Origin of the sequence: Streptomyces sp. HUAS CB01, assembly GCF_030406905.1 — a bacterium.
Classification (GTDB): domain Bacteria; phylum Actinomycetota; class Actinomycetes; order Streptomycetales; family Streptomycetaceae; genus Streptomyces; species Streptomyces chengbuensis.
The window spans coordinates 3,506,698-3,528,314 of sequence record NZ_CP129137.1 but is presented as its reverse complement, the minus strand read 5'-3'; the positions used below and the strand labels follow the sequence as shown (position 1 = coordinate 3,528,314).

Here is a 21,617-nt window from a genome sequence, read left to right as displayed (position 1 = left end):
GCGGCACGGTACCGGCCTCCGGTGGAGGCGGCCGGACCGCCGGGGGAATCGCGCCGGAGGCGTCCGGGCCGGCCGGGAACCCCCCGGCCGGGGCAGCCGGACCCGGCCGGAAAGTTAAAGCAAGCATGCTTGATTGTTTCTTCGCGCGCTGTCATGCTCCGGGACACCACGCCGTGTCCCGGAGGGAGCGCCCCGTGTCCGACCCCGCGGCCGTCATCGACGACCTGCGCGCAGAGAGCGACGAACTCGACCGTCTCGTGGCCGGGTTGAGCGACGAGGAATGGGGGACGGCGACCCCCGCGGCCGGCTGGACCATCGCCCATCAGATCGCCCACCTCGCCTGGACCGACGAGGTGGCGCTGCTCGCCGCCACCAGCCCCGGGGCCTTCGCCCAGGAGGTCGAGAAGGCGCTCGCCGAGCCCGACACCTTCGTCGACCGGGCCGCGGAGGCCGGGGTCCGCCGGCCTCCCGCCGACCTGCTCGCCCACTGGCGCACCGGCCGTGAGCGGCTCCGGCAGGCGCTGCGCGACGCGCCGCCGGGTGCCCGGTTCCCCTGGTACGGGCCGCCGATGAGCCCCATGTCGATGGCCACCGCCCGGCTGATGGAGACCTGGGCGCACGGCCAGGACGTCGCCGACGCCCTCGGGGTCGTCCGGGAGCCGACCGCCCGGCTGCGGCACGTCGCGCACATCGGCGTACGGGCCCGTGACTACGCCTACCTCGTGCGCGGGCTCGAGGCGCCGAAGGAGCAGTTCCGGGTCGAGCTGACCGGGCCGGGCGGGGAGCTGTGGACGTGGGGGCCCGAGGACGCCGCGGAGGCCCCCCGTGCCGAAGGAGGGGGACGGGTGACCGGTCCCGCGCTGGACTTCTGCCTGCTGGTGACCCAGCGCGCGCACCGCGACGATCTCGCCGTCCGCGCGGAGGGCGCCGACGCCGACCGCTGGCTGGACATCGCCCAGGCCTTCGCCGGCCCGGCGGGCACCGGCCGCGCCCCGAAGGGGGCCTGACCGTTGCCGCCCGCGGAGTCCGGCCCGCTGCGCATCGGGAACGCGTCCGGTTTCTACGGCGACCGCTTCGACGCCGTGCGCGAGATGCTCACCGGCGGCGAACTGGACGTGCTCACCGGGGACTACCTGGCCGAGCTGACCATGCTCATCCTCGGCCGGGACCGGATGAAGGACCCGCGCCTCGGCTACGCCAGGACCTTCCTGCGCCAGCTGGAGGAGGGCCTCGGCCTGGCACAGGAGCGAGGCGTGCGGATCGTCGCCAACGCCGGCGGGCTCAACCCGTCCGGTCTCGCCGACGCCGTGCGCGAACTGGCCGCACGCGTCGGGGTCCCCGTGCGCGTGGCCCATGTCGAGGGCGACGACCTCACCGACCGCTTCCCCGGTGCGCTGGCCGCGAACGCCTACCTCGGCGGCGCCGGGATCGCCGCGTGTCTGGACGCCGGCGCCGACGTCGTCGTCACCGGCCGGGTCACCGACGCCGCGCTCGTCACCGGGCCCGCGCAGTGGCACTTCGGCTGGGGGCCCGAGGACCACGACGCCCTCGCCGGAGCCGTCGTCGCCGGCCACGTCCTGGAGTGCGGCACGCAGGCGACGGGCGGCAACTACGCCTTCTTCGCCGACGGGCGGTACGCCGGCCGGGACCTGCGCCGCCCCGGATTCCCCCTCGCCGAACTGCACGCCGACGGCAGCAGCGTCATCACCAAGCACCCCGGCACCGGCGGCTTCGTGGACACCGGGACGGTCACCGCCCAGTTGCTCTACGAGACGGGCGGGGCGCGCTACGCGGGTCCCGACGTCACCGCGCGCCTGGACTCCGTACGGCTCGTCCAGGACGGCCCGGACCGGGTCCGCGTCTCGGGTGTGCGGGGCGAGGCGCCGCCGCCGGAGCTCAAGGCCGGCCTCAACCGGCTCGGGGGCTGGCGCAACGAGGTCGTGTTCGTCCTGACCGGGCTCGACATCGACGCCAAGGCACGGCTCGTGCGCGAGCAGATCGAGGACGCCTTCGCCCGCGCCGGGTCCCGCCCGGCGGAGGTCCGCTGGGAACTGGCCCGCACCGACCGGCCGGACGCCGCCACCGAGGAGACCGCCAGCGCGCTGCTGCGGCTGGTCGTGCGCGACCCGGACGCGGAAGCCGTCGGCCGGGTCGTCAGCGGAGCGGCCGTCGAGACGGCCCTCGGCAGCTACCCGGGCTTCCATGTGACCGCCCCGCCCGGGAAGGGCGCGCCCTACGGGGTGTTCGAGGCCGCTTACGTGGACGCGGGGTCGGTCGCGCACACGGCCGTGCTCGACGACGGGCGCCGGCTGCCGGTCCCGGCCGCGCCGCGGTCCCGCGCCCTGGAGCCGGTCCCGGAACCGCCGCTGCCCGAGCCGCCGCCGGCCGGCGCGAGGACCCGGCGTGCCCCCCTCGGCCTGGTCGCGGGTGCCCGGAGCGGTGACAAGGGCGGCGACGCGAACATCGGGGTCTGGGTCCGCACGGACGACGAGTGGCGCTGGCTGGCGCACGAGCTGACCGTGGAACGGCTGCGCGAGCTCCTGCCGGAGACCGCCGGCCTGACCGCCGTACGCCACGTCCTGCCCAATCTGCGGGCGCTGAACTTCACCGTCGAGGGCCTGCTGGGCGAGGGCGTCGCCGCCCAGGCCCGCTTCGACCCGCAGGCGAAGGGCCTGGGGGAGTGGCTGCGGGCCCGGCACGTGGACATCCCGGAGAGCCTGCTGTGACCCGTGCCCCCTCTCACGGCGCCCGCCGTCCCGCCCCCTCGGCCCCGAGCGGGCCGGCCACCGCCGAGCCGCCCCGGGCCGCCGGACCGTTCCCACCGGGCGCCGCCCGGCGCGCCCCCGTCCGCGCACCGCACCCCGCACCGGAGGTGACCTCGTGACCGTCCTGACCAGCACGCTCGACAGCGCGTCCCCCGACCACGCCGCCCATCGGGAGGCCATGCTCGCCCGACTCGACGCGCTCGGGGCCGAGCACGCCAAGGCCCTTGCCGGCGGCGGCGAGAAGTACACCGCTCGGCACCGCAAGCGGGGCAAACTCCTGGCCAGGGAGCGGATCGAGCTGCTCCTCGACGCCGACACCCCGTTCCTGGAACTGTCGCCGCTCGCCGCCTGGGGCAGCGACTACCCGGTCGGCGCCTCCGTCGTCACCGGTATCGGCACGGTCGAGGGCGTCGAGTGCCTGATCACCGCCAACGACCCGACCGTGCGCGGCGGCGCCAGCAACCCCTGGACGCTGAAGAAGATCCTCCGTGCGAACGAGATCGCGTTCGCCAACCGGCTGCCGGTGATCAGCCTCGTCGAGTCCGGCGGCGCGGACCTCCCGTCCCAGAAGGAGATCTTCATCCCGGGCGGGGCGCTCTTCCGCGACCTCACCCGGCTCTCCGCCGCCGGGATCCCCACGATCGCGGTGGTCTTCGGCAACTCCACCGCCGGCGGGGCGTACGTCCCCGGCATGTCCGACCACACCGTCATGATCAAGGAGCGGTCGAAGGTCTTCCTCGGCGGGCCGCCGCTGGTGAAGATGGCCACGGGCGAGGAGAGCGACGACGAGTCCCTCGGCGGCGCCGAGATGCACGCCCGGACGTCCGGACTCGCCGACCACTACGCGGTGGACGAGTACGACGCCGTCCGCCACGCCCGCCGGATCGTGGCACGCCTCAACCACCGCAAGGCGCATCCCGCTCCGGCCGTCGCGGTCGAACCGCCCGTGTACGACGAGGAGGAGCTCCTCGGGATCGTCCCCGAGGACCTGAAGACCCCCTTCGACCCGCGCGAGGTCATCGCCCGGCTCGTCGACGGCTCCGACTTCGACGAGTTCAAGCCGCTGTACGGCCCGAGCCTGGTCACCGGCTGGGCGCGGCTCCACGGCCATCCCGTCGGCATCCTCGCCAACGCGCAGGGGGTGCTGTTCAGCGCAGAGTCGCAGAAGGCCGCCCAGTTCATCCAGCTCGCCAACCAGCGCGACATCCCGCTGGTCTTCCTGCACAACACCACCGGCTACATGGTCGGCAAGGAGTACGAGCAGGGCGGCATCATCAAGCACGGGGCCATGATGATCAACGCGGTGTCCAACTCGAAGGTCCCGCATCTGTCGGTCCTCATGGGTGCCTCGTACGGCGCCGGGCACTACGGCATGTGCGGCCGGGCGTACGACCCGCGCTTCCTCTTCGCCTGGCCCAGTGCCAAGTCCGCCGTGATGGGACCGCAGCAGCTCGCCGGTGTCCTCTCGATCGTCGCCCGCGCCTCGGCCGCCGCGAAGGGGCAGCCGTACGACGAGGAGGCGGACGCCGGTCTGCGGGCGATGGTGGAGCAGCAGATCGAGACGGAGTCGCTGCCGATGTTCCTGTCCGGGCGGCTGTACGACGACGGTGTCATCGACCCGCGCGACACCCGCACGGTGCTCGGCATGTGTCTGTCCGCCATCCACACGGCCCCGGTCGAAGGCGCGCGCGGCGGCTTCGGCGTCTTCAGGATGTGAGGCCCCAGATGATCGAAACCCTGCTCGTCGCCAACCGCGGTGAGATCGCCTGCCGGGTCTTCCGCACCTGCCGGGAACTCGGCATCGCGACGGTCGCCGTCTACGCCGACCCCGACGAGGGCGCGCTGCACACCCGGGAGGCCGACGCGGCGGTACGGCTGCCGGGTGCGGCGCCCGCCGACACGTATCTGCGCGGCGACCTGATCGTGAAGGCGGCGCTCGCGGCCGGCGCGGACGCCGTCCACCCCGGTTACGGATTCCTGTCCGAGAACGCCGACTTCGCCCGGGAGGTCATCGGTGCGGGACTGACGTGGGTCGGACCGCCCCCGGAGGCCATCGAGGCGATGGCGTCCAAGACCCGTGCCAAGGAGCTGATGGGCATCGCCCCGTTCGCGGCGGACGCGGTCACCGGGGACGATCTGCCGCTGCTGGTCAAGGCGGCGGCGGGCGGCGGCGGGCGAGGTATGCGCGTCGTCCGGGAACTGGACGCGCTCGAGACGGAGTTGGCGGCCGCACGGGCCGAGGCGCTGAGCGCCTTCGGGGACGGCGAGGTCTTCGTCGAGCCGTACGTCGAGGGCGGCCGCCACGTCGAGGTGCAGATCCTCGCGGACGCCCACGGCACGGTGTGGGCGCTGGGCACCCGGGACTGCTCGCTGCAGCGCCGGCACCAGAAGGTCGTCGAGGAGGCGCCCGCGCCCGGGCTGGGCGCCGAACTCGCCTCGCGGCTGGAGGAGATGGCCGTCCGCGCGGCCCGGGCCACGGACTACCGGGGAGCGGGCACGGTGGAGTTCCTCGTGGTCGGCGACCGGGCGCACTTCCTGGAGATGAACACCCGGCTGCAGGTGGAGCACCCCGTCACCGAGGCGGTGTTCGGCATCGACCTCGTGGCCCTGCAGATCGCGGTCGCCGAGGGCGACGCCCTGCCGCCGGCCCCGCCCGCCCCGCAGGGCCACGCCGTCGAGGCCCGGCTGTACGCCGAGGACCCGTCGCGCTCCTGGGCCCCGCAGACGGGCACGCTCCACGCGCTGTCCTTCCCGGCCGGCCGGCAGCGGGCCGGTGGGGACGGCGCCGCGGAGCCGCGGGCGTGGACGCGGATCGACACCGGGTACGGCGACGGCGACCGGATCGGGGTGCACTACGACGCGATGATCGCCAAGATCGTCGTCTGGGCACCCACGCGGCAGGACGCCGTGCGGCGTCTCGCGGGCGATCTGGCACGGGGCCGGATCCACGGCCCGGTGACGAACCGGGAGCTGCTCGTACGGTCCCTGCGGCACCCCGAGTTCGTCGCGGCCCGGATGGACACCGGCTTCTACGACCGGCATCTGCCCGCACTGACAGCGCCGGAGGACGGCGAGGAACTCGCCGCGCTCGCCGCGGCCCTGGCCGACGCCGCCGCCCGGCGGGCCGACGGCGGCGCGGCCGGTACGACCGCCCGCCTCGGCGGCTGGCGCAACCTCCCCTCGCAGCCCCAGGTGAAGCGCTACCGGGGTCGGGACACCGAGCACGAGGTCCGCTACCGCGTCACCCGCCGGGGCACGCAGGCCGAAGGCTTCCCCGGCGTACGGGTCCGGCACGCCGCGCCGGACGCGGTGCGGCTCGAAGTCGACGGTGTGGAGCGCGAGTTCCGGATCGCCGTCCACGAGCGCGACCGGATCCACGTCGACACCCCCACCGCCGCCCACACACTCGTCCGACTGTCCCGCTTCCCCGACCCCTCCGCCCAGCGCGAGCCCGGTTCCCTGCTCGCCCCCATGCCCGGCACGGTCGTCCGGGTCGCCGAGGGGCTCGCCCCCGGCGCGACGGTCACCGCCGGCCAGCCGCTCGTCTGGCTGGAGGCGATGAAGATGGAGCACCGCATCACCGCTCCCGCCTCCGGCACCCTCACCGCGCTCCACGCCGCCCCCGGCCGCCAGGTCGAGGTCGGTGCCCTTCTCGCCGTCGTACAAGCCGCAGCACAGGAGGAGCACGCATCATGAGCACGATCATCGAAAGCGAAGAGCGCACGGCGCTGCGCGCCGCGGTCGCGGCCCTCGGGAAGCGGCACGGCCGCCACCACGACCGTGAGGCGCTGTGGGCCGAGGCCGCCAAGCTGGGCTACCTCGGTGTCAACCTTCCGGAGGAGCACGGCGGCGGGGGCGGCGGCATGGCCGAGCTGTCCATCGTGCTGGAGGAACTCGGCGCCGCCGGCTGCCCCCTGCTGATGATGGTGGTCTCCCCCGCCATCTGCGGCACCGTCATCGCCCGGTTCGGCACCGAGGAGCAGCGCCGTGCGTGGCTCCCGGGCCTCGCGGACGGCACCCGCACGATGGCCTTCGGCATCACCGAGCCCGACGCCGGCTCCAACTCCCACCGGATCACCACCACCGCGCGGCGCACGGAGGGCGGCTGGGTCCTCAACGGCCGCAAGGTGTTCATCTCCGGCGTCGACATCGCCGACGCGACGCTGATCGTGGGCCGCACCGAGGACGCGCGCACGGGGCGGCTGAAGCCGTGCCTGTTCGTCGTCCCGCGGGACGCGCCCGGCTTCGGCCGCTCGCAGATCGACATGGAACTGCACGCGCAGGAGAAGCAGTTCGAGCTCGTCCTCGACGACGTGGAACTGCCCGAGGACGCGCTCGTCGGTGACGAGGACGCCGGACTCCTCCAGCTGTTCGCCGGGCTCAACCCTGAGCGCATCATGACGGCCGCGTTCGCGATCGGCATGGGGCGCTACGCGCTGGCCCGCGCCGTGGAGTACGCGAAGGAACGGCAGGTCTGGAAGGCCCCCATCGGCGCCCACCAGGCCATCGCCCACCCCCTCGCACAGGCGCACATCGAGCTGGAACTGGCCCGGCTGATGATGCAGAAGGCCGCGGCGCTGTACGACGCGGGCGACGACCTGGGCGCCGGCGAGGCCGCCAACATGGCCAAGTACGCGGCCGGAGAGGCCTGTGTGAGGGCCGTCGACCAGTCCGTCCACACGCTCGGCGGCAACGGCCTCACCCGTGAGTACGGCCTCGCGTCCCTGGTCACCGCCGCCCGGGTCGCCCGGATCGCCCCGGTCAGCCGCGAGATGGTCCTGAACTTCGTTTCCCACCAGTCCCTGGGTCTCCCCAAATCGTACTGACAGCCGCGATTCTGGCGACCACGACCCGACCGTGAAGGGGCTGTCATGGTGATGCACAGCGAGTACGCGGATGTCCCGTCCCTCTCCGTCCCGATCCACGAAGCCGTACTCGGCCGGGCGGCCGAGTACGGCGACACCGTCGCCCTGGTCGACGGGACCGGCGGCGCGACGCTCACGTACGCCCAGCTCGACACGTACCACCGCAGGCTCGCCGCGGCGTTCGCCGACGCCGGCGTCCGCAAGGGCGACGTGCTCGCCCTGCACAGCCCCAACACGATCGCCTACCCGACGGTCTTCTACGCCGCCACGCGCGCCGGGGCGGCCGTCACCACCGTCCACCCGCTGTCCACGGCGGAGGAGTTCGCCAAGCAGCTGCGCGACTCCTCCGCCCGCTGGATCGTCACCGTCTCGCCGCTGCTCGAAGCGGCCCGGCGCGCGGCGGAACTCGTCGGCGGGATCGAGGAGATCTTCGTCTGCGACCAGGCCGACGGCCACCGCTCGGTCCTCGGCATGCTCGGCTCCACGGCCCCCGAACCCGACGTCGCCATCGACCCGGCCGAGGACATCGCCGCCCTGCCGTACTCCTCCGGCACGACCGGCGTGCCCAAGGGCGTCATGCTCACCCACCGGTCCATCGCCACCAATCTGGCGCAGCTGGAACCCGTGATCCCCATGAAGCCCGGCGACCGCATCCTCGCCGTGCTGCCGTTCTTCCACATCTACGGCCTCACCGCGCTGATGAACGCGCCGCTGCGCAAGGGCGCCACCGTCGTCGTCCTGCCGCGGTTCGACCTCGAACAGTTCCTCGCGGCGATCGAGAGGCACCGCATCAACGCCCTGTACGTCGCCCCGCCGATCGTGCTGGCCCTGGCCAAGCACCCGGCGGTCGCACGCTACGACCTGTCGTCACTGGAGTACGTCGTCAGCGCCGCCGCCCCGCTGGACGCCCGGCTCGCCCGGGCCTGCTCGGAGCGGCTCGGGCTGCCGCCGGTGCTCCAGGCGTACGGGATGACGGAGCTGTCGCCCGGCACCCACGTCGTGCCCCTCGACGCCGAGAACCCGCCGCCCGGCGCCGTGGGCAAACTGCTGCCCGGCACCGAGATGCGGATCCTGGCGCTCGACGACCCCGGCCGGGACGCCGCGCCCGGCGAGGAGGGCGAGATCGCCATCCGCGGGCCGCAGGTGATGAAGGGCTATCTGAACCGTCCCGACGCCACCGCGGCGATGATCGACGACGACGGCTGGGTGCACACCGGCGACATCGGCCGCGTGGACGAGGACGGCTGGCTGTTCGTCGTCGACCGGGTCAAGGAACTCATCAAGTACAAGGGCTTCCAGGTGGCCCCGGCGGAGCTGGAGGCCCTGCTGCTCACCCACGAGGGGATCGCGGACGCCGCCGTGATCGGCGTGTACGACGAGGACGGGAACGAGATACCCAAGGCGTACGTCGTACGGCAGGCCGCCGCGCCCGACCTCACCGCGGACGCCGTCCTCGCCCATGTCGCCGAGCGCGTGGCCCCGTACAAGAAGATCCGGCGCGTCGAGTTCATCGGAGGGGTGCCCCGGGCCGCCTCGGGGAAGATCCTCCGCCGCGAGCTGCGCGATCGGGAGACCCGGGGGACCCGGGAGGACTCGGAGAAGGAGACCACGTGACATCCACCGGCACAAAGACCGTCAAGGCGGCGACCGCACGCGGCATCACGACCCTGACGCTGGACTCGCCGGCGAACCGCAACGCCCTCTCGGCGCGGCTCGTCGGCGAACTGGCCGACGCCGTCGCCGAGTGCGGGAAGGACCCCGCCGTACGGGCCGTCGTCCTGACCCACACCGGCACCACCTTCAGTGCCGGCGCCGATCTGAAGGAGCCCCCGAGCCCGTACACCTTCGTCGCGCTGCTGCGGCGGATCGTCGAACTGCCCAAACCGGTGGTGGCGCGGGTGGACGGCCATGTGCGCGCCGGTGGGCTCGGCCTCGTCGGAGCCTGCGACGTCGCCGCGGCGTCCACGGGGTCCGACTTCGCGTTCACGGAGGTGCGGATCGGGGTGGCGCCCGCCGTGATCTCGCTGCCGCTGCTGCCGCGTCTGGAGCCCCGGGCGGCGGCCCGCTACTACCTGAGCGGCGAGCGCTTCGACGCCGCGGAAGCGGTCCGCACGGGACTGCTGACGGCCGTCGCCGAGGACGTCGACGAGGCCCTCGAGCCGGTGCTCGACGGCTTCCGCAAGGCTTCACCGCAGGCCCTGGACGCGACGAAACAGCTGATCACGGCTAGGGTGCGGGAAACCTTCGACCGTGACGCCGAGGACCTCGTCCAACGCTCGGCGTCGATCTTCGCCTCCGCGGAGGCGCGCGAGGGGATGACCGCCTTCCTCGAACGACGGGACCCCGCATGGGTGTTGTGACCTCCCCCGCCGGCTCCGCCAAGGAGCCCAAGCAGGACCGCAGCCGGGCCACCCGGCAGCGGCTCCTGGAGGCCGCGGTGGCCTGCCTCGCCGAACGCGGCTGGGCGGGCTCCACCGTCTCGGTGGTCGCCGAGCGGGCCGGGGTCTCGCGGGGCGCGGCACAGCACCACTTCCCGACCCGGGAGGACCTGTTCACGGCGGCCGTGGAGTACGTGGCCGAGGAGCGCTCCTCGGCCCTGCGGTCCCTTCCGGGGCAGAGCCGGGCGGCCGTCGTGTCCGCCCTGGTCGACCTCTACACCGGCCCGCTCTTCCGCGCCGCCCTCCATCTGTGGGTCGCGGCCTCCAACGAGGAGCAGCTGCGCGGCCGCGTCACCGAACTGGAGGCGCGCGTCGGCCGCGAGACCCACCGGATCGCGGTGGAGCTGCTCGGTGCGGACGAGACGGTGCCGGGCGTGCGCGAGACCGTCCAGGGCCTGCTCGACATGGCACGCGGCCTGGGTCTGGCGAACCTGCTGACCGACGACGCCGCACGGCGGAAGCGGGTCGTGGGGCAGTGGGCGCGGCTGCTGGAGGAGACGCTGGGGTCGGCTTCTCGGCCGTGAACGACAGAGGTTGTTGACTCGGTCGTCTACGCCTTGTCGCGCTCCCGTGCTGAACTGGCTCCTCTTCCGCGTCAAGGTGGAGCCCGTCACCGAGGAGTCCGCGAAGGCCGCCACCCGGCTGCCCAAGGACGCCGGACTGCACGGGCCGCACGTACGCCGTCGACGCGACCGTAGCCGAGATGGCGCTGCGCCGGCCGGGCCCCGTCGTGATGACGACGTCCGACCTCGACGACATGGCCAGGCTCTGCGGCGACCGGATCCGGCTCCTGAGCGTCCGACCCGTCGGCCCTCGGTCTCCGGCCCCGCCGCCGGGTGCGGTGAGGCTCCGCGGTCGGCCGGACGGGGCGCGGCCCTCGGGCCCGTCCGAGGGACGGACCCCGGCACCGCGGCCGCCCTCCGCGGTCGGCCCGGTCGGTCGGGTGGGTCCCGCGACCCGGGGCCGGCCCGGGATACGGGGCCTCCCCCGGCCCCGCACCCACGCTCCGGTCCTGTGACCCGGGTCACGGCCGCTCGCCGTGTCCGGCGTCGTACCCTTTTCCCATGCTTCCGCTCGTTCGCCGTCGCCACGTGGACTTCCTCCGCGTCACGAGCATGGGCTGTCGGGCTCACCTCCGCCCCACGCCCTGACTCCACCCCACCCGGCCCACCGGCCCCGCCCCCACCCCGGCGGACGTCGGCGGCACAGACACCCGGTCATCACCGGGACCGGCGGCCGGGACACAGAACAGCGGACGCACCCATGTCTTCCTCGCAGCACCTCCCGCGGCACGCCTCGCGGGACCTCTCGCAGCTCCCGGTCATCGACCTCTCGGCGGCCGACCGCGGCCCCGCGGCCCGCGCCGACCTGCACGCCCGCCTGCACAGCGCCGCGCACGACGTCGGCTTCTTCCAGCTGGTCGGCCACGGCGTCACCGAGGCCGAGACCGACGCCCTCATGAGCGCGACGCGCGCGTTCTTCGCCCTCCCCGAGGCCGAGCGGCACGCCATCGACAACGTCAACTCGCCCCACTTCCGCGGCTACACGCGCATCGGCGACGAACGCACCGGCGGCAGCCGCGACTGGCGCGACCAGCTCGACATCGGCGCCGAGCGGCCCGCGCACGTACCGGGGCCGGGTGAGCCCGCGTACTGGTGGCTGGAGGGGCCCAACCAGTGGCCCGCCGCGCTGCCCGAGCTGCGTACCGCCGCGCTCGGCTGGATCGAGCGGCTCAGTGAGGTGGCGCACCGGCTGCTGCACGAGCTCCTCACCGCCATCGGCGCCCCGCCGGACTTCTACGACGACGTCTTCGGCGATCGGGCGCATCTGCACCTGAAGCTGGTCCGCTACCCCGGCAGCGCCGGGGACGGCGCCGACCAGGGTGTCGGCGCCCACAAGGACTACGGCTTCCTCACCCTGCTCCACCAGGACCGGATCGGCGGTCTCCAGGTGCAGCGGGAGGACGGCCTCTTCCACGACGTGCCGCCGCTGCCCGGCGCGTTCGTCGTCAACCTCGGCGAGCTCCTCGAGGTCGCCACCAACGGCTACCTCGTCGCCACCAACCACCGCGTGGTCAGCCCGCCCGGTGCCACCGAGCGCTTCTCCGTGCCGTTCTTCTTCAACCCGCGGCTCGACGCCCGGGTCGCCCCGCTGCCCTTCCCGTACGCGGCGGACGCGCCCGGCGTCACCACCGACCCGGCCAACCCGCTGTTCGCCGAGTACGGGCGCAACGAGCTCAAGGGCAAGCTGCGGGCGCACCCGCTGGTCGCCGCCCGCCACCACGCGGATCTCGTGGAACGGGCGGCCTGACCGCCGGTCCGGCCCTTCGCGGTGCCCGGACCGTCACACCGCGGCGCGCTACCGCGCGGCGATGTCGGCGATGTCGGCGTAACCCTCGATCGAGCGCGGGTCGCGCGGGCCCGGGCCGATGTACCGGGCGGACGGGCGCACCAGCCGCCCGGTGCGCTTCTGCTCCAGGATGTGCGCCGACCAGCCGGCCGTACGGGCACAGGTGAACATCGACGTGAACATGTGCGCGGGCACCTCGGCGAAGTCCAGCATGATCGCGGCCCAGAACTCCACGTTCGTGGCCAGCACCCGGTCCGGGCGGCGGTTGTGCAGCTCCTCCAGCGCGGCCTTCTCCAGCGCCTCCGCGATCTCGTAGCGGGGTGCGCCCAGCTCCTTCGCTGTGCGCCGCAGGACGCGGGCGCGCGGGTCCTCGGCCCGGTACACCCGGTGGCCGAAGCCCATCAGGCGCTCGCCCTTGTCCAGGGCCTTCCTCACGTACGCCACCGCGTCGCCGGTGCGCTCGATCTCCTCGATCATGCCGAGCACCCGGGACGGGGCACCGCCGTGCAGCGGCCCGGACATGGCACCCACGGCACCGGAGAGCGCGGCCGCCACGTCCGCGCCGGTGGAGGCGATGACCCGGGCGGTGAACGTGGAGGCGTTCATGCCGTGCTCCGCGGCCGACGTCCAGTAGGCGTCCACGGCCTTCACGTGCTTGGGATCCGGCTCCCCGCGCCAGCGGATCATGAACCTCTCGACGACCGACTCGGCCTTGTCGATCTCCCGCTGCGGCACCATCGGCAGGCCCTGGCCGCGGGCACTCTGTGCCACGTACGACAGCGCCATCACGGCGGCCCGCGCGAGGTCGTCCCGTGCCTGTGCCTCGTCGATGTCCAGGAGCGGCTTCAGGCCCCACACGGGGGCGAGCATCGCGAGCGCCGACTGGACGTCGACGCGGATGTCACCGGAGTGGACCGGGATCGGGAACGGCTCGGCGGGCGGCAGCCCGGGGTTGAACGCCCCGTCCACCAGCAGCCCCCACACGTTCCCGAAGGAGACGTGGCCGACGAGGTCCTCGATGTCGACACCGCGGTAGCGGAGCGCGCCGCCTTCCTTGTCGGGTTCGGCGATCTCCGTCTCGAACGCGATGACTCCCTCGAGTCCGGGTACGAAATCGGACATCAGGCGGCTCCTCAGATGTGTGCGAGACAAGCTTCGGCCCGGGTGGGTCACCACCACGGTGATGCCCCGCGCGGTGCGTGGTCACCCGCTCCGCGTCGTAGGGAGGCCACAGCGGCCCAGCGCACGATTTTGGCCGGTCCCACTGATGCGGGGAAGCGTGACATCCGGCACAGTGGGCCGATCCGGGCCGGGAGGGTTGGCGGCACTCCGTGCCGGGAACACTCTGCCGCGCTCCGTACGGGTGACGAAGGGGCCGCGCCGCCCCGGACCGCCACGGCGCGGACCCGGGAGGGCGAAGGGCCGCCCGGGGGCCGTGCGGCAGGATGATCCCGTGACCGACGCCCTCGACCCCGCCGCCATGCGCGAGCACTACCGCTCGATGCCGCTCGACGAGGCGGAACTGCCCGCCGAGCCGATGGAACAGTTCGTCCACTGGTTCAAGGACGCCGCGGCCGGCCGGCTCCACGAGCCGAACGCCATGATCGTCTCCACGGCCACCCCCGACGGCCGGCCGTCCTCCCGGACCGTGCTGCTGAAGCACTTCGACGACCGCGGCTTCGTCTTCTACACGAACTACGCCTCGCGCAAGGGCCGCGAACTCGACGCCAATCCGCACGTCTCGCTGCTCTTCCCCTGGCACCCGCTGACCCGGCAGGTCATCGTCACCGGCACCGCGGCCCGGGTCGGCCGCGACGAGACCGCCGCGTACTTCCGCACCCGGCCGCACGGCTCCCAGCTCGGTGCCTGGGCCAGCCCCCAGTCGTCGGTGCTCCCGTCCCGAGGGGAACTGGTGCGGCGGTACGAGGAACTCGCCGAGCGGTACCCGGCCGGCGAGCAGGTCCCGGTGCCGCCGGAGTGGGGCGGTTACCGGGTGACACCCGAGACCGTCGAGTTCTGGCAGGGCCACGAGAACCGGCTCCACGACCGGCTCCGGTACGTCCGTACCCCGGCGGAGCCCGGCGGCTGGCGCGTGGAGCGGCTGGCCCCGTGACGGGCGGTGGGCCGGGGCGGCGGGTCGGGCAGTGTGACGCGGGGTCCGTGCCGCCGGGCGGTGTGAGACGGATCCGTGCCGCCGGGCCGGGCGGCGTCCGCGTTCCCGGGCCCGGGAACGCAGAAACCCGCGGGCTCGGGGTTCCTCCGGGGAGGAAGCCGGCCGGACGTACCGGCGAGCCCGCGGGTCGGTGACTGCTTGGATTTCGGCAGAGGCCCTGCCGAGGTGCACGAATGCGACGACGGGCCGCTAGCCCGCAGCCACCTCTCGCGTCCGGAATGCCTTCATGTTCCGAATCACCTCCCTTCTCGAGGCGTCCCACACTAGGAACCTCGCGAGTGTGGCTCAACCCTTTTTCACTCGGGCGACGATTTCCGGGAAATTGATGTGTCCTGAGTCACGTTCCAGTTGAATGATCGGGGTGCCGCTTTGCGGAGGGCGGCACCGGCCCGAGGACACGTCCTGCAGGGGGTGCCAGGATGAGTGCTTCCAAGAGCGAGACCACCAGCGCGCTGGGTCCGGACGAGCCGGAGCGGGACGGCCCCGGTTCCGATCTGCTCGCGGCGCTGCTGGACGGGATGGACGCCGCGCTGTGCGCGTTCGACGCGGACGGTGTGGTCACCCACTGGAACCGGGAGGCCGAGCGGATCCTCGGCTGGTCGCCCGAGGAGGCCGTCGGGCGGCGCGGTTTCGCCGGATGGGCGGTGCGGACCGCGGACGCGGACGACGTCCAGGGCCGGCTGATGGCCGCGATGACCGCGCCGGGCCGCCAGGTGCACGAGTTCGCGCTGCTGCGCAAGGACGGCGGGCGGGTGCTCGTCAGGACCCAGTCCGCCGGGGTGCGCGGGGCCGACGGCAGGCCCGCCGGGGTGTACTGCGCGTTCAGCGAGGTGCACGCCCAGATCGACCTGGAGCGCTCGATCGCCCTGAGCGAGGCGCTCTTCGAGGACGCGTCGTGGGGCGTCGTGCTGGTGGACGTGGACCTGAGGCCCGCCGTCGTGAACCGGCACGCGGCCCGGATGCTGGGTTCCGCCGCGCGTACGACGGCCCTCGGGCGTCCTCTCGGGGAGCTGATCGTGCAGGGCGTCGAAGAGGTGGAGGGCGCGCTGCACCACGTCCTCGCCGACGGTGCGCCGGGCGCGCTCGTCGAGCTGTGGCTGACGGTGCGCACCGAGGCGGGCGAGCGGCGCAGGTGCTGGCGCAGCGGTTTCCTCAGGCTGGCGTCGCCGCTGGCCGAGGAGCCGGTGCCGCTGGGCGTCGGCTGGCTGTTCCAGGACGTCACGGAGGCCAAGCTCGCGGAGCAGGAGGCGGACCGGCTGCGGTTCCGTTTCAGCCAACTGCACCGGGCCGCCAGGGCTGCGGCCGAGTGCGAGGACCCGATGGAGGCGGCGACGACGCAGCTGGACTTCGCCCTCGCCGGGTTCGCGGACCACGCCCTCCTCGACGTGGCGACGGAGGACGGGGATCGGCTGGTGCGGGCCGCCGCGACACCCTCGGGTGCCCCCGGGCCGGTCGCCCGGGTGGCGGGCGCGGGCATCCCGCTCCGGTACCCGCAGGGCCACCCGGCCCTCCAGGCGATGGACCGCGTCGGCTCCGTCCGCACCAGCACGGGCGGGGGACCGGGCCGCACCGAGAGCTGGGCCGCGGAACGCCAGTGGCCGCGCGACGCGGTGCACGCCCTGTCGACGGTGCTCCGCAGCCGCGGCCGCACGCTCGGGGTCGTCACCTTCCTGCGGTCCGCCAACCGTCCCCGCTTCGAACGCCCCGACGCGGAGTACGCGGAGAGCGTCGCGACGCACGTGGCCTCGGCGCTGGACCTGGGGCGGGTGGGCGGCGAGTAGCCCGTTGTCGGGACCGCCCGTTCGACCGGGGTGCGCCGCCCGAGACCGGGGGGCGCTTCCGCGATCGGGGGGCGCCCGCAGACCGGGGTGCGCGAGGCACTCCTTCCGCGAGCGGGGTACGCCCTCCGCAGGTGCGCCCGTACGACCGGGGTGCGCGAGGCACACCCTCCGCGAGCGGGCGCAGGGCCCGTGCCGGGGCCGCCGGGTGGCCGGGTACCGGGGTGGGCCGGCTCAGCGGCGGTAGAAGATCCGGTCCGCGTACTCCGTCATGACCCGGTCGTTCCACTCGTGGCCGCCGTCCACGTTCCCCGACCGCAGCAGCGGCGGCTCGATGCCGCGTTCGGCCAGTTCGCCGGCGGCCGCGGCGACGGCCGCCTGCATCAGGGCACTGGTGACGACCGTGGACGCCGGGGCGAACGGGGCCTCGATGCCCTCGGCGGTCAGTTCGGCGTCCCCGACCGCGATCTTGGAGTCGAGGACGATGTCGCAGTGGTCCTTGAGGTACGTGCCCGAGGCGTGCCGGGACTTCGTCTCCGTGGCGTAGGCCACGGACGTCACACCGATGACCTTCAGTCCGAGCGCCCGCGCGTTCAGGGCCATCTCGACGGGCAGGGCGTTGCGGCCGGAGAGGGAGACGACGATCAGCACGTCGCCGGCGCGGGCAGGGCTGGAGTCGAGTACGGCGCCGGCCAGACCGTCCACGCGCTCCAGCGCGGAGCCGAGTGTCGCGGGCATCACGTCCACCCCGACGACGCCCGGGACGGCGAGCAGGTTCATCAGCGCCAGACCGCCCGCCCGGTAGACGACGTCCTGCGCGGCGAGCGAGGAGTGTCCCGCGCCGAAGGCGAAGAGCCGCCCGCCCGCGGCGACGGTGTCCGCGATGGCCGCGCCGGCCGCGGCGATGCTCGCCGCCTCCTCGTCGCGCACGCGCCGGAGCAGGCCGATCGCGGCGTCGAAGAACTGGTCCGCCAGCTTGTTCTCGCCCATTGCGGTCGCCCTTTCTCGTCGTGTCGCGGATCACGTTGCGGTCTGGACCATTGCTCTGTCAATACGGGTTCCAGGCAGGCGTGGTCCGGTTGTCGGCGGCATGCGTCAGAATTGAGGCAGGGCCACCGCACGACTTCATCGAGGGGCACGTATGTCCGGACTGATCGACACCACGGAGATGTATCTCCGCACCATCCTCGAGCTGGAAGAGGAAGGCGTGGTCCCCATGCGCGCCCGCATCGCGGAGCGGCTCGACCAGAGCGGGCCCACGGTGAGCCAGACCGTCGCGCGGATGGAGCGCGACGGGCTCGTGACGGTCGCGGGCGACCGTCATCTGGAGCTCACCGAGGAGGGCCGCCGCCTCGCCACCCGCGTGATGCGCAAGCACCGGCTCGCGGAGTGCCTCCTGGTCGATGTGATCGGCCTGGAGTGGGAGCAGGTCCACGCCGAGGCGTGCCGCTGGGAGCACGTGATGAGCGAGGCCGTGGAGCGGCGCGTGCTCGAGCTGCTGCGGCACCCGACCGAGTCGCCGTACGGCAACCCGATCCCGGGCCTGGAGGAGCTGGGCGAGAAGTCGGAGGCCGAGGCGTTCCTGGACGACGGCATGGTCAGCCTGGCCGATCTGGACGCCGGCACGGAGGCCAAGACGGTGGTCGTCCGGCGGATCGGTGAGCCGATCCAGACGGACGCCCAGCTGATGTACACCCTGCGCCGAGCGGGTGTGCAGCCCGGTTCGGTGGTGAGCGTGACCGAGTCGGCGGGAGGTGTGCTGGTGGGCAGCGGCGGTGAGGCCGCGGAGCTGGAGGCGGACGTCGCCTCGCATGTCTTCGTGGCGAAGCGCTGAGTTCCCCGGCGCATCGCACACGGTCCCGGCCGGCGTCCTCCGGGACCCGCTGAGCCAAGGGTCCCGTCGGCCACCGGCCCGTCAGGACCATCCGGCGCGTCCGTACCGCACATGCCGCGGTGCGGGCGCGCTTCGTCGTTCGCCACGCGACTCCTCCGCCCGCCCCGACGCCTCTTCCAGAACGCGCTTTCCGGCCGGAACGGCAGCGCTCGGACGGTTCCCGTGCCACGCTGTGGCTGAGGCATACGACCGGCTGGGCCGGGGCGGGCCGGGGGGTCGGCGCGCCGCAGGGGAGGGAGCGGATCATGCGCCCGTCGAACGCGGAGGGCCCCGGCGCCCTGGGGCGCCGGGGCCTGTCCTCCCCTTCGCTGACCCGGAGCCCCGAGCTCCCAGGGTCAATCCCCTCGGACCGTTTTCCCCGAGCGGCCCGCCTCCCGCTGAAGATCTCCCCTCGGCGGCGGCCGTCAATCCTTGAGGGTGGTCACTCGAACGAGGGATGTTGCTCGCCGGAAGCCGGTTTTCGAATAGAAGTTCGATAGTCTGGCGGAGCTCGATCACTTCGGAGAGCCCGGAGAACCACGGGGCCCAGAAGGGGGTGCCAGGACCATGGTGCGGCGCATCGACGTGACCGGTACGGCCGGTGTACGGCTCGCTGCCTGGGAGTTCGCCGACCCGCCCAAGGGGCACGGCGAGACGGACCGCGCCCCGGGCGTCTTACTCCTCCACGGGCTGATGGGCCGGGCCTCGCACTGGGCCCCCACCGCCCGCTGGCTGGCCGAGCGGCACCGGGCGATCGCCCTCGACCAGCGGGGGCACGGCCGGAGCGAGCGGCCGGCCGACGGCGCGTTCACCCGCGAGGCGTACGTCGCCGACGCGGCGGCCGCGGTCGAGCAGCTGGGGCTGGGCCCCGCCGTCCTCGTCGGCCACTCCATGGGCGCCCTCACCGCATGGCAGCTCGCCGCCGAGCGTCCCGACCTCGTCCAGGCCCTGGTCATCTGCGACATGCGCGCCTCCGCCCTCGGGGCCGCCTCCCAGCGGGAGTGGGAGGACTGGTTCCGTTCGTGGCCCGTGCCCTTCGCGACCCTCGCCGACGTGCGCAAGTGGTTCGGCGAGGACGACCCCTGGGTCGAGCGCCCCAACCCCGCGCGGGGCGAGTTCTTCGCCGAGGTGATGGCCGAACGGGCGGACGGCTGGCGGCCGGTCTTCTCCCGCCGCCAGATGCTGAGGTCCCGCGCGACCTGGGTGCACGACGCCCACTGGGACTCGCTCGCCCAGGTCGCGTGCCCGACGCTCGTGGTCCGCGGGCTCGACGGTGAACTGGGCCGTGCGGAGGCCCAGGAGATGGTGCGGGTCCTGGCCCGCGGGCAGTACGCGGAGGTGGCGGACGCCGGCCATCTCGTCCACTACGACCAGCCGGACGCCTGGCGCGCGGTCGTCGAACCCTTCCTGGAGGGCGTTCTGACGGCATGACGCCTCCGGAGGAGCGGCGGCCCCGGGTGCCAGGGCCGCCGGGGCCGTCGAGGACCGCGGTCCAGGTCGTCCCGCCCGGGACCGGACGGCCGGGGAGGGGGCCGACCGGTCCATGGGGTGCCGGCGCGGTGCGCCGACGGTGCGACGGACCGGGACCGCCGTCGTGTCGCCCCGGTCCGCCGCGGCCGAGGAGGGCTCAGAAGGCGAACACCGTCGAGCCGTTCATGCTCTCCCGCATCTCGCAGGCGTTGCCGTACGTGGCCGACCAGTCGACGCGCTTGCCCTGCCAGACCCCGGTGGCGGTGATCGTGACCGGGTCCCACTGCCGGGTACAGGGGCGGCCGGACGAGCCGGCCAGCATGGCGAACTCGCCTTCCACCGCCGTCAGTTCCCGGCAGGCCGCGTCGGCGGACGGGTGGGTGCCGCCGGGCGCCGGAGCGCAGTTCAGCGTGACCGCGCGCTCGACGGTCGCCGTCGCGGCGGCCTCGCCCCTGCCGACCGCCAGCACCAGGGCGGACGGCGCGTAGAGCCCCGTGTCACCGGCGGCATCGGCGTGCGCGGTGCCTGCGGCCAGGCCGCTGAGCACGAGCGCCGCTGCGGAGGCCGTCGCGCCGAGTGTGTGGACGATGTAACGCATGAGTGAACCCCTTTGACGGTGTGTGCGGTTGCGGTCGGGAGTCTTGCTGATGCGTACAGTGATCGCACATCCATCACCTGTTTCCGGCCGCATACGTTCAAGACGTGCCGACCGAATGGCCGTTCGGGCAGCTCGGGAGGGGTGTGCGGGGCGGGTGATCCGGCGTCCGGTATATGGACAGTGGTGAGTGGTCCAACTCGGAACAATGACCTGGCCTGCGTTGATACAAAAGCGGTTTCATCTTTGAATATCGTCGCCCGGCGCCCTTCGGCCGGATTCCGGTGCCTGTCACGGGTGTTCGCCCGCCCTGGACCGCCGTGCGCCTTCGTGTGCGACGTACGCCTTCGTATACAGCGAAGGGCCGGCAGCGGGGTGTTCCGACCCCGTTACCGGCCCGTCGTCGTGAGGACGTGCGTTCTGCACACGACCCTCACAAGCGGAGTTCAGTCGATGGGCTGTCTGACTTCCTCGCGCACCTTCAGCGTGTTCGCGGCCGCGGTCCGGAGGTCCACCGACTCGGGACTCCCCGTCGCGGCTTCCGGGTCCACCTCGGCGACGGAGCCGTTGGTGTTCTCGTCGGCCCAGGCGCACATGGGGAAGGAGCTCTTCCCCCCGGCGGACGCCGCGGTCAGGACCTGGCAGGTGACGGTGACGTCGGAGCCGGGCACCTCGATGTCCTTCGGCGGCACGGCGACCGTCGCGCCCTCCGACTCGGCGGCGCCCTTCAGCATGCTCTCCCGGGCGTCGTCCGGGTCCTTGATCCGGCCGTAGAGCGCGGAGAGGACCAGCACCCCGCCCTGCTTCGCGCCGGCGGACGTGTACTGGCCCACGACGCCCTTCGGGTCGCGGATGTTGGCCTCGCTCGCGCCGGCCAGCGCCGAATCGCCCTGCTCGGACAGATCCTGGGCCAGCGCGTACTCACCGCCCAGCAGCGTCTCGGGGAGGGCGACCTTGTGCGTCGCCTCCGGGAACGCGCCGGAGCCGCCGCCCCGGTTTCCCGCCCACGCGAGCACCGCCACCGCGACGGCGACGGACACGCCGACGACCGCGGCCTTCGGACCGGACCAGAACTTCTTCGGCGGCGCCGGCGGGGGCGCCCAGCCGCCCTGCTGCGGGAAGGGCGTCTGCCCCTGTCCGTAGGGGCTTCCGGGCGGCGGACCGTACGGGCCCCCCTGTGGCGGCGGACCGTAGGGGCCCGGCTGTCCCGGCCCGTGGGGAGCCGGCTGTCCGGGTCCGTACGGGCCGGGCTGCGGTGGCCCGTAGGGGCCCGGCCGGGGTCCGTGGGGCTGCGGTTGCGCCGCGCCCTGG

At 73.7% G+C, this 21,617-nt stretch carries 17 protein-coding genes and 1 pseudogene; 14 read left to right on the top strand and 4 right to left on the bottom strand.

Going from position 1 to position 21,617, the window contains the following annotated elements; all coding sequences use genetic code 11:
• Positions 1 to 194: 194 nt before the first annotated feature.
• The 10 genes and pseudogenes from QRN89_RS15530 to QRN89_RS15485 all read left to right on the top strand — a co-directional run bounded on the left by QRN89_RS15530 (position 195) and on the right by QRN89_RS15485 (position 12,378).
• Positions 195 to 1,007: a TIGR03084 family metal-binding protein gene (locus tag QRN89_RS15530; protein ID WP_290350004.1), complete on the top strand. Its 813-nt coding sequence runs from the start codon at positions 195 to 197 to the stop codon at positions 1,005 to 1,007.
• A gap of 3 nt (positions 1,008 to 1,010) precedes the next feature.
• Positions 1,011 to 2,726, top strand: a complete 1,716-nt coding sequence (locus QRN89_RS15525) for an acyclic terpene utilization AtuA family protein (protein ID WP_290350003.1) — start codon at positions 1,011 to 1,013, stop codon at positions 2,724 to 2,726.
• A gap of 154 nt (positions 2,727 to 2,880) precedes the next feature.
• Positions 2,881 to 4,482, top strand: coding sequence for an acyl-CoA carboxylase subunit beta (locus QRN89_RS15520; RefSeq protein ID WP_290350002.1), 1,602 nt, complete (start codon positions 2,881 to 2,883; stop codon positions 4,480 to 4,482).
• A gap of 8 nt (positions 4,483 to 4,490) precedes the next feature.
• Positions 4,491 to 6,461 (top strand): ATP-binding protein, encoded by a 1,971-nt coding sequence (locus QRN89_RS15515; protein WP_290350001.1) that lies wholly within the window; start codon positions 4,491 to 4,493, stop codon positions 6,459 to 6,461.
• The gene (locus QRN89_RS15510) at positions 6,458 to 7,591 is read left to right on the top strand and encodes an acyl-CoA dehydrogenase family protein (protein WP_290350000.1); all 1,134 of its coding nucleotides are present in this window, start codon (positions 6,458 to 6,460) and stop codon (positions 7,589 to 7,591) included. Before QRN89_RS15515 ends, QRN89_RS15510 begins: the two co-directional genes overlap by 4 nt.
• 45 nt (positions 7,592 to 7,636) lie before the next feature.
• Positions 7,637 to 9,244 (top strand): 4-coumarate--CoA ligase family protein, encoded by a 1,608-nt coding sequence (locus QRN89_RS15505; protein WP_290349999.1) that lies wholly within the window; start codon positions 7,637 to 7,639, stop codon positions 9,242 to 9,244.
• Positions 9,241 to 9,990: an enoyl-CoA hydratase family protein gene (locus QRN89_RS15500; protein WP_290349998.1), complete on the top strand. Its 750-nt coding sequence runs from the start codon at positions 9,241 to 9,243 to the stop codon at positions 9,988 to 9,990. The genes QRN89_RS15505 and QRN89_RS15500 overlap by 4 nt, the downstream gene beginning before the upstream one ends.
• Positions 9,978 to 10,592 (top strand): TetR/AcrR family transcriptional regulator, encoded by a 615-nt coding sequence (locus QRN89_RS15495; RefSeq protein WP_290349996.1) that lies wholly within the window; start codon positions 9,978 to 9,980, stop codon positions 10,590 to 10,592. The genes QRN89_RS15500 and QRN89_RS15495 overlap by 13 nt, the downstream gene beginning before the upstream one ends.
• Before the next feature lie 43 nt (positions 10,593 to 10,635).
• Positions 10,636 to 10,867 (top strand): annotated as a pseudogene (locus QRN89_RS15490) (DNA-binding protein); the annotation flags it as partial.
• Between the two features lie 464 nt (positions 10,868 to 11,331).
• On the top strand, positions 11,332 to 12,378 hold the full coding sequence (locus QRN89_RS15485) for an isopenicillin N synthase family dioxygenase (RefSeq protein WP_290349995.1): 1,047 nt from the start codon (positions 11,332 to 11,334) through the stop codon (positions 12,376 to 12,378).
• A 48-nt stretch (positions 12,379 to 12,426) separates the two neighbouring features.
• Here QRN89_RS15485 and QRN89_RS15480 read toward each other — a convergent pair whose 3' ends face one another.
• The gene (locus QRN89_RS15480; protein WP_290349993.1) at positions 12,427 to 13,539 is read right to left on the bottom strand and encodes a citrate synthase 2; all 1,113 of its coding nucleotides are present in this window, start codon (positions 13,537 to 13,539) and stop codon (positions 12,427 to 12,429) included.
• Between the two features lie 331 nt (positions 13,540 to 13,870).
• Here QRN89_RS15480 and pdxH point away from each other — a divergent pair, with 331 nt between their 5' ends.
• Together pdxH and QRN89_RS15470 are read left to right on the top strand one after the other, a co-directional pair.
• Complete coding sequence (gene pdxH, locus QRN89_RS15475; RefSeq protein ID WP_290349992.1) at positions 13,871 to 14,530, top strand: pyridoxamine 5'-phosphate oxidase; 660 nt, start codon at positions 13,871 to 13,873, stop codon at positions 14,528 to 14,530.
• A gap of 479 nt (positions 14,531 to 15,009) precedes the next feature.
• Positions 15,010 to 16,371, top strand: a complete 1,362-nt coding sequence (locus tag QRN89_RS15470; RefSeq protein ID WP_290349991.1) for a PAS domain-containing protein — start codon at positions 15,010 to 15,012, stop codon at positions 16,369 to 16,371.
• Between the two features lie 231 nt (positions 16,372 to 16,602).
• Here the strand turns inward: QRN89_RS15470 and QRN89_RS15465 are convergent, their stop codons facing one another.
• Positions 16,603 to 17,358, bottom strand: coding sequence for an SIS domain-containing protein (locus QRN89_RS15465; protein WP_290349990.1), 756 nt, complete (start codon positions 17,356 to 17,358; stop codon positions 16,603 to 16,605).
• A gap of 151 nt (positions 17,359 to 17,509) precedes the next feature.
• On the opposite strand from QRN89_RS15465, the gene QRN89_RS15460 reads away from it, so the two are divergent.
• Together QRN89_RS15460 and QRN89_RS15455 are read left to right on the top strand one after the other, a co-directional pair.
• Positions 17,510 to 18,202 (top strand): iron-dependent transcriptional repressor DtxR, encoded by a 693-nt coding sequence (locus tag QRN89_RS15460; protein WP_290349989.1) that lies wholly within the window; start codon positions 17,510 to 17,512, stop codon positions 18,200 to 18,202.
• A gap of 606 nt (positions 18,203 to 18,808) precedes the next feature.
• Positions 18,809 to 19,672 (top strand): alpha/beta fold hydrolase, encoded by an 864-nt coding sequence (locus QRN89_RS15455; protein ID WP_290349988.1) that lies wholly within the window; start codon positions 18,809 to 18,811, stop codon positions 19,670 to 19,672.
• Between the two features lie 196 nt (positions 19,673 to 19,868).
• Here QRN89_RS15455 and QRN89_RS15450 read toward each other — a convergent pair whose 3' ends face one another.
• Both QRN89_RS15450 and QRN89_RS15445 read right to left on the bottom strand, forming a co-directional pair.
• Positions 19,869 to 20,309 carry a subtilase-type protease inhibitor gene (locus QRN89_RS15450; protein ID WP_290349987.1) on the bottom strand — a complete coding sequence of 147 codons (441 nt, stop codon included), beginning with the start codon at positions 20,307 to 20,309 and terminating at the stop codon, positions 19,869 to 19,871.
• Positions 20,310 to 20,752: 443 nt separating this feature from the next.
• The gene (locus QRN89_RS15445; RefSeq protein WP_290349986.1) at positions 20,753 to 21,346 is read right to left on the bottom strand and encodes a hypothetical protein; all 594 of its coding nucleotides are present in this window, start codon (positions 21,344 to 21,346) and stop codon (positions 20,753 to 20,755) included.
• Between the last annotated feature and the right edge of the window lie 271 nt (positions 21,347 to 21,617).